At 56.5% G+C, this 15,686-nt stretch carries 14 protein-coding genes, 4 tRNA genes and 1 pseudogene; 4 read left to right on the top strand and 15 right to left on the bottom strand.

Going from position 1 to position 15,686, the window contains the following annotated elements; all coding sequences use genetic code 11:
- Window positions 1-65: 65 nt before the first annotated feature.
- The 10 genes from ACX3YD_RS26505 to ACX3YD_RS26460 form a co-directional block, all read right to left on the bottom strand.
- Window positions 66-1,937 (bottom strand): SurA N-terminal domain-containing protein, encoded by a 1,872-nt coding sequence (locus ACX3YD_RS26505; protein WP_047527544.1) that lies wholly within the window; start codon window positions 1,935-1,937, stop codon window positions 66-68.
- 232 nt (window positions 1,938-2,169) lie between these two features.
- Entirely contained in the window at window positions 2,170-2,442 is a 273-nt protein-coding gene (locus tag ACX3YD_RS26500; RefSeq protein ID WP_002552737.1) for an HU family DNA-binding protein, read from the bottom strand.
- 149 nt (window positions 2,443-2,591) lie between these two features.
- The gene (lon, locus tag ACX3YD_RS26495) at window positions 2,592-4,988 is read right to left on the bottom strand and encodes an endopeptidase La (RefSeq protein WP_047527532.1); all 2,397 of its coding nucleotides are present in this window, start codon (window positions 4,986-4,988) and stop codon (window positions 2,592-2,594) included.
- A gap of 269 nt (window positions 4,989-5,257) precedes the next feature.
- The gene (clpX, locus tag ACX3YD_RS26490) at window positions 5,258-6,541 is read right to left on the bottom strand and encodes an ATP-dependent Clp protease ATP-binding subunit ClpX (protein WP_047527529.1); all 1,284 of its coding nucleotides are present in this window, start codon (window positions 6,539-6,541) and stop codon (window positions 5,258-5,260) included.
- A gap of 112 nt (window positions 6,542-6,653) precedes the next feature.
- A complete protein-coding gene (gene clpP / locus ACX3YD_RS26485; RefSeq protein WP_090468346.1) occupies window positions 6,654-7,289 on the bottom strand; it encodes an ATP-dependent Clp endopeptidase proteolytic subunit ClpP in 636 nt (211 codons plus the stop codon).
- 93 nt (window positions 7,290-7,382) lie between these two features.
- On the bottom strand, window positions 7,383-8,693 hold the full coding sequence (gene tig, locus ACX3YD_RS26480) for a trigger factor (RefSeq protein WP_047527526.1): 1,311 nt from the start codon (window positions 8,691-8,693) through the stop codon (window positions 7,383-7,385).
- A gap of 402 nt (window positions 8,694-9,095) precedes the next feature.
- Window positions 9,096-9,171: transfer RNA gene (locus tag ACX3YD_RS26475), tRNA-His, on the bottom strand.
- Window positions 9,172-9,249: 78 nt separating this feature from the next.
- Window positions 9,250-9,334: transfer RNA gene (locus ACX3YD_RS26470), tRNA-Leu, on the bottom strand.
- A 57-nt stretch (window positions 9,335-9,391) separates the two neighbouring features.
- Window positions 9,392-9,467: transfer RNA gene (locus ACX3YD_RS26465), tRNA-His, on the bottom strand.
- A 32-nt stretch (window positions 9,468-9,499) separates the two neighbouring features.
- Window positions 9,500-9,576: transfer RNA gene (locus tag ACX3YD_RS26460), tRNA-Arg, on the bottom strand.
- Window positions 9,577-9,851: 275 nt separating this feature from the next.
- Here ACX3YD_RS26460 and folD point away from each other — a divergent pair.
- Together folD and pbpG are read left to right on the top strand one after the other, a co-directional pair.
- Complete coding sequence (gene folD, locus ACX3YD_RS26455; RefSeq protein WP_047527525.1) at window positions 9,852-10,706, top strand: bifunctional methylenetetrahydrofolate dehydrogenase/methenyltetrahydrofolate cyclohydrolase FolD; 855 nt, start codon at window positions 9,852-9,854, stop codon at window positions 10,704-10,706.
- 237 nt (window positions 10,707-10,943) lie between these two features.
- Entirely contained in the window at window positions 10,944-11,882 is a 939-nt protein-coding gene (pbpG, locus tag ACX3YD_RS26450) for a D-alanyl-D-alanine endopeptidase (RefSeq protein ID WP_047527524.1), read from the top strand.
- A 55-nt stretch (window positions 11,883-11,937) separates the two neighbouring features.
- On the opposite strand, the gene ACX3YD_RS26445 is transcribed toward pbpG, so the two are convergent.
- The 3 genes and pseudogenes from ACX3YD_RS26445 to ACX3YD_RS26435 all read right to left on the bottom strand — a co-directional run bounded on the left by ACX3YD_RS26445 (window position 11,938) and on the right by ACX3YD_RS26435 (window position 13,211).
- Window positions 11,938-12,153 carry a hypothetical protein gene (locus tag ACX3YD_RS26445; protein ID WP_047527523.1) on the bottom strand — a complete coding sequence of 72 codons (216 nt, stop codon included), beginning with the start codon at window positions 12,151-12,153 and terminating at the stop codon, window positions 11,938-11,940.
- A gap of 31 nt (window positions 12,154-12,184) precedes the next feature.
- Window positions 12,185-12,391, bottom strand: a complete 207-nt coding sequence (locus tag ACX3YD_RS26440) for a DUF6021 family protein (protein WP_047527521.1) — start codon at window positions 12,389-12,391, stop codon at window positions 12,185-12,187.
- Window positions 12,392-12,481: 90 nt separating this feature from the next.
- A pseudogene (locus tag ACX3YD_RS26435) lies at window positions 12,482-13,211 on the bottom strand (cysteine peptidase family C39 domain-containing protein).
- A 167-nt stretch (window positions 13,212-13,378) separates the two neighbouring features.
- On the opposite strand from ACX3YD_RS26435, the gene ACX3YD_RS26430 reads away from it, so the two are divergent.
- The gene (locus tag ACX3YD_RS26430) at window positions 13,379-13,549 is read left to right on the top strand and encodes a hypothetical protein (RefSeq protein ID WP_167361806.1); all 171 of its coding nucleotides are present in this window, start codon (window positions 13,379-13,381) and stop codon (window positions 13,547-13,549) included.
- 77 nt (window positions 13,550-13,626) lie between these two features.
- On the opposite strand, the gene ACX3YD_RS26425 is transcribed toward ACX3YD_RS26430, so the two are convergent.
- Both ACX3YD_RS26425 and ACX3YD_RS26420 read right to left on the bottom strand, forming a co-directional pair.
- Window positions 13,627-14,376, bottom strand: a complete 750-nt coding sequence (locus ACX3YD_RS26425; RefSeq protein ID WP_047527520.1) for a TerC family protein — start codon at window positions 14,374-14,376, stop codon at window positions 13,627-13,629.
- Window positions 14,377-14,405: 29 nt separating this feature from the next.
- Window positions 14,406-14,648, bottom strand: a complete 243-nt coding sequence (locus tag ACX3YD_RS26420) for a hypothetical protein (RefSeq protein ID WP_103405995.1) — start codon at window positions 14,646-14,648, stop codon at window positions 14,406-14,408.
- Between the two features lie 135 nt (window positions 14,649-14,783).
- On the opposite strand from ACX3YD_RS26420, the gene nhaR reads away from it, so the two are divergent.
- A complete protein-coding gene (gene nhaR, locus ACX3YD_RS26415) occupies window positions 14,784-15,683 on the top strand; it encodes a transcriptional activator NhaR (RefSeq protein WP_458961437.1) in 900 nt (299 codons plus the stop codon).
- Window positions 15,684-15,686: the final 3 nt, after the last annotated feature.

Genomic DNA, 15,686 nt, shown 5'->3' with positions numbered 1-15,686 from the left:
TGCACAAACAAAAAACCCCGACCTTTCGGCCGGGGTTCTTGATAAGCGCAAAACTCAGTCGGGCATCAGAAACGCTTGATGTCCGCCTGGCTTTCCAGCTGCTTGCGGTAAGCCGCAAAGTCCTGCTGGCCAACGCGCGAAGCGAGGAAGCGACGGTATTGAGCCTTCTCTTCTTCGGTTGGCGTTGCCGCTTCGTTGACACTGTTCAGCCGCACGATCATCAGGCTGCCATCAGGCAACGTCACGCTACTGAAGGCCGGCTTGTCTTTCGCGACAGGCTTCGGCATCCGGAACAGCGCTTGCAGCACGGTTGGGTCAACCCCCTCCTGAGCGCGAGTCGCGCCGGCGGTGACTTTCCAGTTCTGCCCGTCGATCGCCTTGTCCAACGGCGTCTTGCCAGCACGCAGACTGGCGATCAACTCGTCAGCCTTGGTCTTGGCGGCGGCACTGGCGTGCTCCTTGGTCAATTGCTCGCGGATCGGGCCGGCGACGCTTTCCAGCGGCAGCTGCGCAGGCTTGAGGTGCTCCTTGGCGCGCAACACGATCACGGTTTCCGGATCGAGCTCGATGGCAGTGCTGTTGGCACCCTCATCAAGTACTTCAGGGCTGAACGCTGCAGTCACCACGGCACGGTTGGCCGTAACACCTTCGCCACCTTCACGGCCGAACGGCTTGGAGGTGTGAACGGTCAGCTTCAGGTCCTGCGCCGGCTGAGCCAGATCGGACGCCTCGAACGAAGAGTCTTCCAGTTGCTTGGTTGCCTCGACGAAGCGCTGTTCGACCTGCTGGGCCTTCAGTTCGCGAGTCAGCTTGTCTTTCAAGCTGGCGAAGGTCGGCACTTCCGGCGCTTCCACACCCAACAGCTTGATCAGGTGGAAACCGAAGTCGGTGCGAACCGGTGCGGAAACCTGATCCTTGGCCAGTGAATACAATGCTTTTTCGAACGCTGGATCATAGACACCCGGCCCCGCGTAGCCGAGATCACCACCGTTGTTGGCCGACCCAGGATCCTGGGAGAATTCCTTGGCCAGAGCCTCGAATTTATCGCCCTTGGCCAGACGGGCCTGGATCTCCTCGATCTTGGCCTTGGCTTGCGCCTCAGTGGTCTTGTCGTTCACTTCGATCAGAATGTGCGCCGCCCGACGTTGCTCGGACAGGTTCGCGGTTTCTTTCTGATACGCCGCTTGCAGGTCTTCGTCCTTGACGCTGACCTGATCAAAGAAGGAGGACTTCTTCAACTCCAGGTAATCGATGACCACCTGATCTGGCGTCATGAATTCCTTGGCGTGTTCGTCGTAATAGGCTTTGATTTCATCGTCGGTCAACTTCACAGCCGCCGGGTCAGCCTTGATGTTCAGGGAAGCGAAATCGCGGGTCTGTTTTTCCAGACGGGCGAAAGCCAGGACCTGTGCATCGGTGACAAAACCGCTGCCCGCAACGCCGGCGCGCAATTGACCGATCAGCATTTCCTGGGCCAGCATCTGACGGAATTGCAGACGGCTGTAGCCGAGCTGACGAATAACCTGATCGAAACGCTCAGGACTGAACTTGCCATCCACCTGGAATTCAGGTGTTTGCAGGATGACCTGGTCCAACGCCGCTTCGGAGAAAGCGAATTTCGAGCTCTCTGCGCCTTGCAGCAGCAGTTTGCGGTCGATCAAGCCTTTGAGGGCCGATTCGCGCAGCATTTTTTCGTCGAGCAAGGAAGCATCGAAATCCTTGCCCAGCTGTTGCATGAGTTGACGGCGTTGCATATCAACCGCCTGGCTCAGCTCGTTCTGGCTGATTTGTTCGCCGTTGACCTTTGCCGCTTCATTGTTGTGCGTCGTGGCCTTGAAAATGGCGTCGAAACCAGTCAAAGCCATCAGTGCAACAATGACCCCGATAATGGTCTTGGCAATCCAGCCTTGTGAATTGTCCCTGATATTCTGCAGCATGCGTCCCCCATAAACGGTTGAACTTCAAAATTAGGCAACCGTGGAGCGTGGGTAGAATCCGGATAGAAGAAAGGCGCATCCGAGGATGCGCCTTCTCGTAACTGGCGGAGCGGACCGATGACTCGAACTTGCGAGCCTCGGCGTCTCGGACCGGCATCTGCCGACTGGACTACCGCTCCGCTGCCAGGTCAGGCATGACCCCGACCCGGATAGGCAAAAACCTGAATCGAACTTAGTTGACAGCTTCTTTCAGAGCTTTACCGGCTTTGAAACCTGGTTTTTTGGCTGCTGCGATTTCCAGAGTCTTACCGGTCTGCGGGTTACGACCAATGCGAGCTGGACGATCAGTGACGGAGAAAGTACCGAAACCAACCAGAACAACAGAGTCGCCAGCCTTGAGAGCGCCAGTGACGGATTCGATTACAGCGTCCAGCGCACGGCCAGCAGCAGCTTTCGGGATATCAGCGGATGCAGCGATAGCATCAATCAGTTCCGACTTGTTCACTCTAAGTCCCCTTATATCTATTTGAGTATGATTCTAAGTTTTTTTGGTGAAAGCAAAAACGAGTGCTGAATGGCCTACAGACACTTAAGAGCCGCTTTATAACAAGGGCTCTAAAAAGCTGTCAAGGAAGCCCTTCAGGCAAATACGTACTAATGCGTGCTAATTCTTTCCTTAGAATCCGACTCGCGCTTTTCATCCTTCGCGACTATCTCCGGAGCCACATCAGGCAAGGGCTCCGGCGCGTATTGCAGCGCAATTTGCAGGACCTCGTCAATCCATTTAACCGGTTTAATCTGTAGATCTTGCTTGATATTGTCGGGAATTTCCTTCAGATCGCGCACATTCTCTTCCGGAATGATCACAGTCTTGATCCCGCCACGGTGAGCGGCCAACAGTTTTTCTTTCAGGCCACCGATTGCCAACACCTGACCACGCAAGGTGATTTCACCTGTCATGGCGACATCCGCGCGCACAGGGATACCGGTCAGTGCCGAAACCAGCGCCGTGCACATGCCTACACCGGCGCTAGGGCCGTCCTTCGGGGTCGCCCCTTCCGGCATATGGATGTGCGTGTCACGCTTCTCGTGGAAGTCCAGGGGGATCCCCAAGCTCTTCGCGCGGCTACGGACCACGGTCAAGGCAGCCGTGATCGATTCGACCATCACATCACCGAGCGAACCGGTCTTGATCAACTGGCCTTTGCCCGGTACGACGGCGGCCTCGATGGTCAGCAACTCGCCACCCACCTGCGTCCACGCCAATCCGGTGACCTGACCGATCTGGTCTTGCTGTTCAGCGAGGCCGTAGCGGAACTTACGCACGCCCAGGAAGTGTTCCAGCATGTCTGCGGTGACCTTCACCGAGAAGCGTTTTTCCAGTGCATGCTCTTTGACCGCCTTGCGGCAAACCTTGGCAATCTGCCGCTCCAGCCCCCGTACACCGGCTTCGCGGGTGTAGTAGCGGATGATGTCGCGGATCGCTTCGGAGTCGAATTCCAGCTCGCCTTTCTTAAGGCCATTGGCCGTAATCTGCTTGGGCGAAAGGTATTTGACCGCGATGTTGATCTTCTCGTCTTCGGTGTAGCCCGGCAGACGAATCACTTCCATCCTGTCCAGCAGCGCGGGCGGAATGTTCATGGAGTTCGAGGTGCACAGGAACATCACATCGGACAGGTCGTAATCGACTTCCAGATAGTGATCGTTGAAATTGTGGTTCTGCTCAGGATCGAGCACTTCCAGCAAAGCCGACGCCGGGTCGCCACGCATATCGCTGCCCATCTTGTCGATTTCATCGAGCAGGAACAGCGGGTTGCGAACGCCCACCTTTGTCATCTTTTGAATCAATCTTCCTGGCATCGAACCGATGTAGGTACGGCGATGACCACGAATTTCCGCCTCATCACGTACGCCGCCGAGGGCCATGCGCACGAATTTACGGTTGGTGGCGTGCGCAATCGACTCCGCCAGGGAGGTTTTGCCCACCCCAGGAGGCCCCACCAGGCACAACACCGGGCCACGAATTTTTTTCACGCGCTTTTGAACGGCGAGATATTCGAGAATTCGTTCTTTGACTTCTTCCAGACCGTAGTGATCGGCGTCGAGAATGTCTTCGGCGCGCGCCAGATCCAGACGCACTTTGCTCTGAGCCTTCCACGGCACCTGAACCAGCCAGTCGATGTACGAGCGCACCACGGTCGCTTCCGCGGACATTGGCGACATTTGCTTGAGCTTGTTCAGTTCGGCTGTAGCCTTGGCCAGCGCGTCTTTTGGCAGGCCAGCGGCATCGATACGCTTTTTCAGCTCTTCGATTTCGTTGTGCCCCTCGTCGCTGTCGCCGAGCTCCTTCTGAATGGCTTTCATCTGCTCATTCAGGTAGTACTCGCGCTGACTGCGCTCCATTTGCTTTTTGACACGACCGCGAATGCGTTTTTCGACTTGCAGCAGATCGATCTCGGCGTCCAGCAGCGCCAGAACGTGCTCGACCCGGGCCGATAAATCGATGATTTCGAGAATTTCCTGCTTCTGCTCGATCTTCAGGGCCATGTGCGCGGCCATGGTGTCGACCAGGCGCCCGGGCTCGTCGATGCTGTTGAGCGACGAGAGGACCTCAGCCGGGACTTTCTTGCCCAGCTGCACATATTGTTCGAACTGCGACAGCAGGCTGCGCACGAACACTTCCGACTCGCGCGCAGGCGCGTCGACTTCGTCGATCAAGGAGACTTCGGCACGGCAATGGCCGTCCACTTCACTGAAACGCTCCACGGCGCCGCGTTGCTCGCCTTCGACCAGAACCTTGACCGTGCCGTCAGGCAGCTTCAGCAATTGCAGAACGGTGGCAATCGTACCTACGCGATAAAGCGCATCTTCGCCGGGATCGTCGTCAGCAGGGTTTCTCTGTGCCAGCAGAAGGATTTGCTTGTCGCCCGTCATCGCAGCCTCAAGGGCTTCGATGGATTTCTCGCGCCCCACGAACAGCGGGATAACCATGTGCGGATAAACCACGACATCACGCAATGGCAGGAGAGGCAATTCGATGGTTGTCTTCATGATTTCGCCTCTACGGCGGCCATAAGGCCGTAAACAGATGGAAGTAAGCTTGAAACCAAGATGGGGGCTGATCTGGAAAAAAACAAGCGGATAAAAGTACGACTTAAAAGATCGCTTCTTACGGCGGCAACTGTGGGGCTCGGAGACAGCGAAAAAACAGGCAGGCGGGCTGGCATGTCGCCTTCCCAGCGGCGCAGCGATCCGACAAGCCCACCGCCACAAAAGCAAAGGGGCCCGAAGGCCCCTTCTTTGTACCGGCTGCGTGACGCTTATGCGTCTGGCGCGGCCTTGGCAGCAGGCTCACTGTTTTCATAGATATACAGTGGCTTGGACTTGCCTTCTATAACGCTTTCATCGATCACTACTTTACTCACCTCAGACTGCGAGGGGATTTCATACATAGTGTCGAGCAATACACCTTCGAGAATCGAACGCAGGCCACGAGCGCCGGTTTTGCGTTCCAGTGCGCGTTTCGCAACCGATTTCAGTGCGTCTGCCCGGAATTCCAGGTCCACGCCTTCCATCTCGAACAATTTGGCGTACTGCTTGGTCAGAGCATTTTTCGGCTCGGTGAGGATCTGCATCAAAGCAGCTTCATCGAGCTCGTCCAGTGTGGCAAGAACCGGCAGACGACCGACGAATTCCGGGATCAGACCGAACTTGACCAGATCGTCAGGCTCGACTTCACGCAGGGATTCACCGACTTTCTTGCCTTCTTCCTTGCTGCGCACTTCCGCGTTGAAACCAATGCCGCCCTTGGTGGAACGGTTTTGAATAACCTTTTCCAGACCTGAAAATGCACCACCGCAGATGAACAGGATGTTACGGGTGTCGACCTGAAGGAACTCCTGCTGTGGGTGCTTGCGACCACCTTGAGGCGGAACGGAAGCGACTGTACCTTCGATCAATTTGAGCAGGGCCTGCTGCACGCCTTCACCGGAAACGTCCCGGGTAATCGACGGGTTGTCAGACTTGCGCGAAATCTTGTCGATTTCATCGATGTAGACAATGCCCATCTGGGCTTTTTCCACGTCGTAATCGCACTTCTGCAGCAGCTTCTGAATGATGTTCTCGACATCTTCACCCACATAACCCGCCTCGGTGAGGGTGGTTGCGTCGGCGATGGTGAACGGAACGTTCAGCAAGCGGGCCAGTGTTTCGGCAAGCAGGGTTTTACCCGAGCCTGTCGGGCCGATCAGCAGGATGTTGCTCTTGCCGAGTTCGACATCGTCATTCTTTTTGTCACGCTGGTTCAGGCGCTTGTAGTGGTTGTACACCGCTACGGCCAGAATTTTTTTTGCACGCTCCTGACCAATCACATACTGATCAAGGATGCCGCTGATTTCTTTAGGCGAAGGCAATTTATGCGCGCTGCTTTCGGCCTGGGCTTCCTGCACCTCCTCACGGATGATGTCATTGCACAGGTCGACGCACTCGTCGCAGATAAAGACCGAGGGGCCGGCAATCAATTTGCGCACTTCATGCTGGCTTTTGCCACAGAAGGAGCAATAGAGCAGCTTGCCGTTGTCCTCGCCGTTGCGGGTGTCAGTCATTCGTTCGATCCAAATCCGATAGGCTTGCAACACAAGATGAAGGCTATTGCGGGCTTTTTCAAGCCCGCAGGTGATCGGACCTGCCGACCAACCTTATTTTGAGCTGCTTATTTTAAGCAGGGCGCTGGCTGATCACTTCATCGATCAACCCGTATTCACGCGCGGCTTCCGCACTCATGAAATTGTCGCGGTTTGTGTCTCGCTCGATTTCTTCAAGAGTGCGACCACTATGCTTGGCCATCAGCGTGTTGAGACGCTCACGAATAAAGAGGATTTCCTTGGCATGGATTTCGATATCCGAAGCCTGGCCCTGGAAACCGCCCAATGGCTGGTGAATCATCACACGTGAGTTCGGCAGGCAATAACGTTTGCCAGGGGCACCAGCCGTGAGAAGAAACGCACCCATGCTGCACGCTTGGCCAATGCAGGTAGTCGACACGTTTGGCTTGATGAACTGCATGGTGTCATAGATCGACATGCCCGCCGTCACCGAACCACCCGGGGAGTTGATATAGAGATGGATGTCCTTGTCCGGGTTTTCCGCTTCAAGGAACAGCAGTTGCGCACAGATCAGGTTGGCCATGTAGTCCTCTACCGGACCTACCAGAAAAATCACTCGCTCCTTGAGAAGACGCGAGTAGATGTCATAGGCGCGCTCGCCACGAGCAGACTGCTCGACAACCATCGGGACCAGGCCGCCTGCGGCCTGGATATCAGAGTTCTGCTGAATATACGAATTACGGAACATGCTCTGCAGTCACTCCCAAATAGTTATGTCTTGAATACGCATAAGCCAGCACGAAGGCTGGCTTATGGTGTGTACTTCTTACCGCAAAAACAATCAGTCGGCTTGTGGAGCTTCTACCGGCTTGACCGCTTCTTCGTAAGAGACCGATTTGTCGGTCACGCTAGCTTTCTGCAGAACAGTATCCACAACTTGTTCTTCCAGCACAACCGAACGGACTTCGTTCAGTTGCTGGTCGTTCTTGTAGTACCAGGACACAACCTGCTCAGGCTCTTGGTAAGCCGAAGCCATCTCCTGAATCATCTCGCGAACGCGGGCTTCGTCAGGCTTGAGGTCGAATTGCTTGACCACTTCAGCGACGATCAGGCCCAGTACTACGCGACGCTTGGCTTGTTCTTCGAACAGCTCGGCCGGCAGTTGATCAGGCTTGATGTTGCCGCCGAACTGCTGAACAGCCTGCACGCGCAGACGGTCAACTTCGTTGGACAACAGAGCCTTAGGCACTTCGATCGGGTTGGTGGCCAGCAGACCATCCATAACCTGATTCTTGACCTTGGACTTGATCGCCTGACGCAGCTCACGCTCCATGTTCTTGCGAACTTCGGTGCGGAAGCCTTCCAGGCCGCTTTCCTTGATGCCGAATTGAGCGAAGAACTCTTCGGTCAGCTCTGGCAGTTTTGGCTCGGAAACGGTGTTTACGGTAACGGTGAACTCAGCGGTTTTGCCTGCCAGGTCCAGGTTCTGATAGTCCTCTGGGAAGGTCAGGTTCAGAACGCGCTCTTCGCCGGCCTTGGCGCCAACCAGGCCGTCTTCGAAACCAGGGATCATGCGACCGGAACCCAGAACCAGCTGAGTGCCCTTGGCGGAGCCGCCAGCGAACACTTCACCGTCGACCTTGCCTACGAAATCGATGTTCAGCTGGTCTTCGTTTTGAGCAGCGCGATCGGCCACTTCGAAACGGGTGTTCTGCTTGCGCAGGATGTCCAGCATCTTGTCCAGATCGGCATCAGCCACGTCAGCGCTCAGACGCTCTACGGTGATACCTTCGAAACCGGCAACGGTGAACTCAGGGAACACTTCAAAAACAGCAACGTATTCCAGGTCCTTGCCAGCTTCGAGCGACTTAGGCTCGATCGAAGGCGAACCAGCCGGGTTCAGCTTCTGCTCAACCACAGCTTCATAGAAAGAGGACTGGATCACGTCGCCTACAGCTTCCTGGCGAGCTTCAGCGCCGAAACGGCGCTTGATTTCGCTCATTGGCACTTTGCCTGGACGGAAGCCAGCAATCTTGGCCTTTTGGGCAGTCTGCTGCAGACGCTTGTTGACCTGAGTCTCGATGCGCTCAGCCGGCACGGTGATGCTCATGCGGCGCTCAAGAGCAGAAGTATTTTCAACAGAAACTTGCATGGATATTCCTCGTTGCACAGACGTTAGCCGGCCGTTTCCGACCCCAGAATCAAGGGCATGCATTCTAGTGGGTCAAACTCAAGAAGTCACCCTACTGAAAACGGGTAAAAAAGCAGCTGGCAATTTATAGGTGCGAATGCACGGATGCACCTCGCCCCGGTGGCAAATACAGCCAATCACGCCAGGGCTCTGCGCCGACCCTTCTATATATAGAAGAGGCGGCCAATCATCTCCCTGACAGCCGATCTTGCGAGCAAGGCCGGCGAGCAGCGCAGCATCATCGAGAAACATAAATACGACGAAACGCCCTGCCCCTGCGACCCAGAACCTGCAGCCGCTGAATACTCGAACCACTGAAACAAAAAAGGCGCCAGACTTTTCAATCTGGCGCCTTTCGAAATATGGGGTGGACGATGGGGATCGAACCCACGACAACGGGAGTCACAATCCCGTGCTCTACCAACTGAGCTACGCCCACCATATTGCATGACAAAGAAGCCAAACAACTTCTTTAGTCAGCCCCAAACAAGCCAAGCGGCATGACTGAAGCTTTATTTGGTGCGGATGAAGAGACTCGAACTCTTACGCCTCGCGGCGCTGGAACCTAAATCCAGTGTGTCTACCAATTCCACCACATCCGCGGGTTGAAGCTGTCAAAGCAAAGGCGCCAGACTTTTAATCTGGCGCCTTTCGAAATATGGGGTGGACGATGGGGATCGAACCCACGACAACGGGAGTCACAATCCCGTGCTCTACCAACTGAGCTACGCCCACCATATCGCGCTACTTGTGCCAAAGCTGCCTAATGGCGCACCCGGCAGGACTCGAACCTGCGACCATCCGCTTAGAAGGCGGATGCTCTATCCAGCTGAGCTACGGGCGCCTTGTTAATCTGTAACCTTGGAGGACTACAAACTAAATGCTTTCCAGCCTCGCAAAACCTTGATTCCGCTCGACCTTCTTAACCAGTGCTAGGCTGTGCCCGACAAGTGCGACGAATAGTATAGAGCCCCCCGAGGGTCGTCAAATCCTTTTTAAAAAAAATTCATTTAATTAAAGGAGTTAGGGGAATTTGCAGACCAAGCGCCTTTGCCCTCACCTCATGACATGCGAGAATGCGCTCTCTTTTTTTCCCCTCTCGATGGTTAATCACGCGCAATGACTGCACAACTAATCGACGGCAAATCGATCGCCGCCAGCCTGCGCCAGCAGATCGCCCAACGGGTCAACGAGCGTCGCCAGCAAGGCCTGCGCACGCCCGGACTCGCGGTGATCCTGGTCGGCAGCGATCCTGCCTCTCAGGTTTATGTCTCGCACAAGCGTAAAGACTGTGAAGAGGTCGGCTTCCTCTCCCAAGCTTATGACCTGCCTTCCGAAACCACTCAAGAAGCGCTGACCGATCTGATCGATCGCCTCAATGACGATCCGGCAATTGACGGTGTTCTGCTTCAACTTCCTCTACCGGAACACCTGGACGCGTCCAAGTTGCTGGAGCGCATTCGTCCGGATAAAGACGTCGACGGCTTCCACCCGTATAACGTCGGTCGCCTGGCCCAACGCATACCGCTGCTGCGTCCGTGCACCCCTAAAGGCATCATGACCTTGCTGGAAAGCACCGGCGCCGATCTGTACGGGATGAATGCCGTGATTGTCGGCGCTTCCAACATCGTGGGTCGCCCGATGGCGATGGAATTGTTGCTGGCCGGTTGCACCGTGACCGTCACCCACCGCTTCACCAAGGACCTGGCCGGCCACATTGGTCGCGCGGATCTGGTCGTGGTGGCCGCCGGCAAGCCGGGCCTGGTCAAGGGTGAATGGATCAAGGAAGGCGCGATCGTGATCGACGTCGGCATCAACCGTCAGGAGGACGGCAAGCTGGTCGGCGATGTGGTTTACGAAACCGCCCTGCCCCGCGCCGGCTGGATCACTCCAGTGCCCGGCGGCGTCGGTCCGATGACTCGCGCATGCCTGCTGGAAAACACACTGTACGCGGCTGAAACCCTGCACAGCTGAGTCCCGTTTTCGGCGCTGGCAACAACTCAAGGAACCCCGCCCATGGCGGGGTTCTTTTTGCCCGCGAATAAAGGCCGACCACCTGCCGGAAAATGACATTTTTTTCATGTTTCAAAGGACTTTAACCACTTCCCGGAACAACCATCGACAGTTATTCAGCCATACTCCAGAATGTCGCGCTTTTTACGAAATAGCCCGTTACAAAACGGCTTATCAACATTTTATGAGTCTGCCAGCGTGAAAATCCGTCTTTCCATCCTGAGCCTATTTTTTGCAGTTACAGGGACTTTCATCACGCCAATCGCCAGCGCTGGCGAAACCACCGCCGCGCCTCGAGACACCTCACACCTGAAGATCGCTTCCGGCAGCGCATTGCTGGTCGACTTGCAGTCCAACAAAGTCATTTACGCCAGCAATCCCGACGTCGTTGTCCCCATCGCTTCGGTGAGCAAACTGATGACCGGCCTGGTGGTGGTCGAAGCCCGGCAGAACATGGACGAATACATCAACATCAACATCAGCAACACGCCGGAAATGAAAGGCGTGTTCTCCCGGGTCAAGCTCAACAGCGAGATGCCGCGCCGGGAGATGCTGCTGATCGCCTTGATGTCTTCGGAAAACCGTGCCGCTGCGAGCCTGGCGCACCATTATCCGGGTGGCTACGCGGCGTTCATCGCCGCCATGAACGCCAAGGCCAAGGCCCTGGGCATGACCAATACGCATTTCGTCGAGCCAACCGGCCTCTCGCCACGCAACGTGTCCACAGCCCGCGACCTGAGCAAACTGCTGGTCGCCGCTCACAAGTACCCGCTGCTGACACAACTGAGCACCACCAAGGAAAAAACCGTGTCGTTCCGCAAACCCAACTACAGCCTGGGTTTCCGCAACACCGATCATCTGGTGGGCAAGCCGAACTGGAACATCGAACTGACGAAAACCGGTTTCACCAACGAAGCGGGTCACTGCCTGGTATTGGTGACCCATATGGCTAATCGTCCGGTAGCACTGGTGATCCTCGATGCCTATGGCAAGTACACACACTTTGCCGACGCCACTCGCATCCGCAATTGGGTCGAAACCGGCCACAGCGCAGACGTACCCTCTGTAGCCCTGCAATACAAATCCGAAAAAAACCTCAAGCATCGCCAAAGCGGCGTGGTTGAAGCGTCGAAATAACTGCACGACAGTCGAAAGCAAAAGCCCCGATCATTCGGGGCTTTTGCTTTCTGCCTTAATCATTGGGCAGCGGCATCTGGTCATCATCCGGAATCCCGTCGCCGGTACTCGGGTCTCTCCAGGGTTTCGGATGTTCGGTGGACACCACGGTTGGCCGAGCCAGAGGATCCCTCATCGGGCTATCCGGATCCATCACCGGATCCACATCTTGCTCCGGGGTTGTCGGGACGTTTTCCGGACGTTTATCGTCAAAGCTCGAATCAGTAGACATACGCACCTCCAATGAGACCTGGCAATGAGACCTAGGGTTTCAGATCACCGAGTGGATCGTAAGGCTTTGCCGGAGCCTTGGGATTGTCGCCCGGCTTTACATCCCGTGGCGCCTTTGCCGGACCGATGGGATCGACCTGAGGGTCGGCGAGATCCGGAGAGTCGGGGTCGAACCCCAACTCGTCGCCGGATGAATGCTCAGACGAGTGCGGACCGGCGGGAGTATTGAAATGAGCCATGAACGCCTCCTGGTCGTGGCCCGAGAAACTCGGGCCTCAATCATCAGAGGCTGGCAATGCGCAGTGGTGCCATGGGGGTGACGAACGGGCTTACTGTGCGCCCAACGCTTTTTTCGCCCTGGCGGCCGCTTGCTCCTGGCCGGCCTGAGCGAGGTCGCTCGCAGCCTTTAACCAGCGCTGCCGATCGACGCTGGCCGGAACCTGTGTCGGCGCCTGAATCAAAACCGCCCAGCCACCGGCATCCTTGAAAGACGACTCAAACGAACTGAAACTCATCATCGTCCTCTGACTCATGCCGGCGCGCAGCAGCACCGTCTGTTTCTGCCGGTTGTACCCGGCGAGAATGGCATAACGCGGCTCGGCCCACAGCGCAGAACCCTCAGTGAAGCGCACCATGACCGGATATCCGGCAGCGACCTGAGTCAGCAAGGCAGGCAGATTGCTGTCGAGGGGATAAACCATCATCCCGTATTCACGGGCGAGGCTTTGCATGTTCTGTTGCAATTGCGCTTCGGCACCCGGCAAATGCAACGGCTTTTCGAGCAAGCCCGGGGTAATCACAACGCCCTGTTGGGACAGCATGCTCGCCAACACTTGCGGCCCGCTTTGATTGGCTACGCCCTTATAGAACCGGCCGCCGAGTTCGACGCGCTCCGGCAGACGCTTGATCTCAGGCGCGACACTGCCCGCGCAACCTGCCAAACCAGCCACGCACCCCACAATCAGTGCCGCCGATAGAATTCGAGAAATTACCCGCACCATCATCACTCTCTTCGTTCAGACGCCAGGCAATCGCACTCCCGGCTTGGCCGTCGATCATAGGATGCCTCGCGACAGCGGTATAGCCTTAACCGGTAGTTGATTGCATTCGATAGAGCGAACTGGTTGATCCGGCTCGACCTTTGGTCAATAGCCTGCAACACCGCAGCGTCTAGACTGTCACTTGCAAGTCGTGTGTGCCCGCCGCAGGGCAAAGAGGAGGCATCGATGAGCCTGACAATGACAATCGTGATGTTGATTTCCGGCTGGCTGGCCGTTGCCACCGCCATGCTATGGGGCGTTCTGCGCATTACTCGTCGACACCATCACCACCCTGCACAACCGGCGCCCCTGGTGAAAGCCGAAAAACCGGCCACGCGCCACGCCACTGCCCATTAACCGAAGCGTTGGGGCCCTACAAAAAAACGGCCGCCTGGACTCTTTCGAGTGCAGGCGGCCGTTTCGTTCAGCGCCAATCAAGCTTCCGCGGAGACCCGCTTCTGCCGGGCGCGGCGGGACATCATGTTCAACACCTCGATCGCAGCCGAGAACGCCATGGCAGCGTAGACGTAGCCTTTCGGTACGTGGGCGCCGAAGCCTTCGGCGATCAGCGTCATGCCGATCATGATCAGGAAGCCCAGGGCCAGCATCACCACCGTCGGGTTGTCGTTGATGAACTTGGCCAGGGGATCAGCCGCCAGCAACATCACCAGCACCGACACCACCACCGCGATGATCATGATCGGCAAATGTTCGGTCATGCCGACAGCGGTAATGATGCTGTCGATGGAGAACACCATGTCCAGCATCAGAATCTGACCAATCGCCGCGGCAAAGCCCAGGGTCACGGTCGAGGTCGCCGACGTCGGATCTTCCGGGGCCGGGTCCATGCTGTGATGGATCTCGGTGGTGGCTTTCCACAACAGGAACAGGCCACCGGCAATCAGGATCATGTCTTTCCAGGAGAAGGCCTGGCCAAACACTTCAATCACAGGCGCCGTCAACTGGACGATGAACGCAATGGTGCTCAGCAAGCCCAGTCGCAGAATCAGCGCCATGCCGATACCGATGCGCCGTGCTTTCTGTCGATGTTGCTCAGGCAGCTTGTTGGTCAGGATCGAGATAAAGATCAGGTTATCGATGCCAAGCACGATTTCCATCACCACCAGGGTGGCCAGGGCAACCCACGCGGTGGGGCTGGCAGCTAGTTGTAAAAGGTATTCCATGGGTCAGTCCTGACTCGCTGTAAGACGGTTTAGATTTCCTGGGAGGAAGATTCGGTTTTTTCCGCGTCTTTTTCCGTTGATTCTTTTTTGCTGATCAACCCGCCAGTGGCATCGCTCAGCGCTTGTTCGGCGGCTTTATGGGTGTCGTCGATGGCCTGTTTGGCGCTTTCGGCGGCTTTGCCCATCAGTTGCTGGGCACTTTTTTCGGCCTGGTCACAGCCGGCCAGTACCAGTAAAGACGTGATCAGCAATGCCATGGTCTTAAGCTTCATGTTGCCTCCTTCAATAGAACAAACGGCGCCGAGACGATGGCCCGTTGATAGCGACGCATTCTAGGGAGATGAACACTTCAGGAAAATTCGTATTTTCAGCGTATATACTTCGGTTTTTACGAACTGTAGGTTCCCATGCTCAACTATCGACAACTGCATTACTTCTGGGTCGTGGCCAAGACCGGCAGCATCGTGCGCGCCTGCGAGCAACTGAACCTGACGCCCCAGACCATCAGCGGGCAGATCTCCCTGCTGGAACAAACCTACGGCATCGAGTTGTTTCGCAGGGTCGGTCGGCAACTGGAGCTGACCGAGGCTGGCCGGCAAACCCTGCCCTACGCTGAACAGATGTTTCAGCTGGGTGGAGAGTTGGAATTGATGCTGCGAGCGCAGCCCAATGAACAGCAGATTCTGTTCCGGGTCGGTGTGGCCGATGTGGTCCCCAAATCCATCGTCTACCGCCTGATCGCGCCCACCATGGAATTGAGCGACCCCCTGCGCATCACCTGTCGCGAGGACAAGCTGGAACGCCTGCTCGCCGATTTGGCGATCCAGCGTCTGGATCTGGTGATCTCCGACAGCCCGATGCCGTCGCACCTGGACATCAAGGGCTACAGCCAGAAACTCGGTGAATGCGGGATCAGTTTTTTCGCGACCGCTGAGCTGGCAGCGCTTTACGGTGGGGACTTCCCCCTTAGCCTCAACGGCGCTCCGCTGCTGATCCCCGGACCGGAAACCGTGGTGCGCAGTCGCTTGCAACGCTGGTTCGCCGAGCAACAGATCCAACCGCGCATCGTTGGCGAATTCGACGACAGCGCCTTGATGCAAGCCTTCGGGCAGTCCGGTAGCGGGATTTTCATCGGCCCGAGCGTGATCGCCGATGAAGTGCGGCGCCAATACGGCGTGGAGGTGATTGGCCAGACCGACGCGGTGAGCGAGTCGTTCTATGCCATTTCGGTGGAGCGCAAGGTCAAGCACCCCGGCATTGTCGCCATTACCGAAGGTGCCCGCCGCGAGTTGTTTACCGAACTGTGAAGC

The organism is Pseudomonas fluorescens group sp. PF-1 (assembly GCF_054481335.1).
This window is presented reverse-complemented; position numbering and strand designations above follow the sequence as displayed.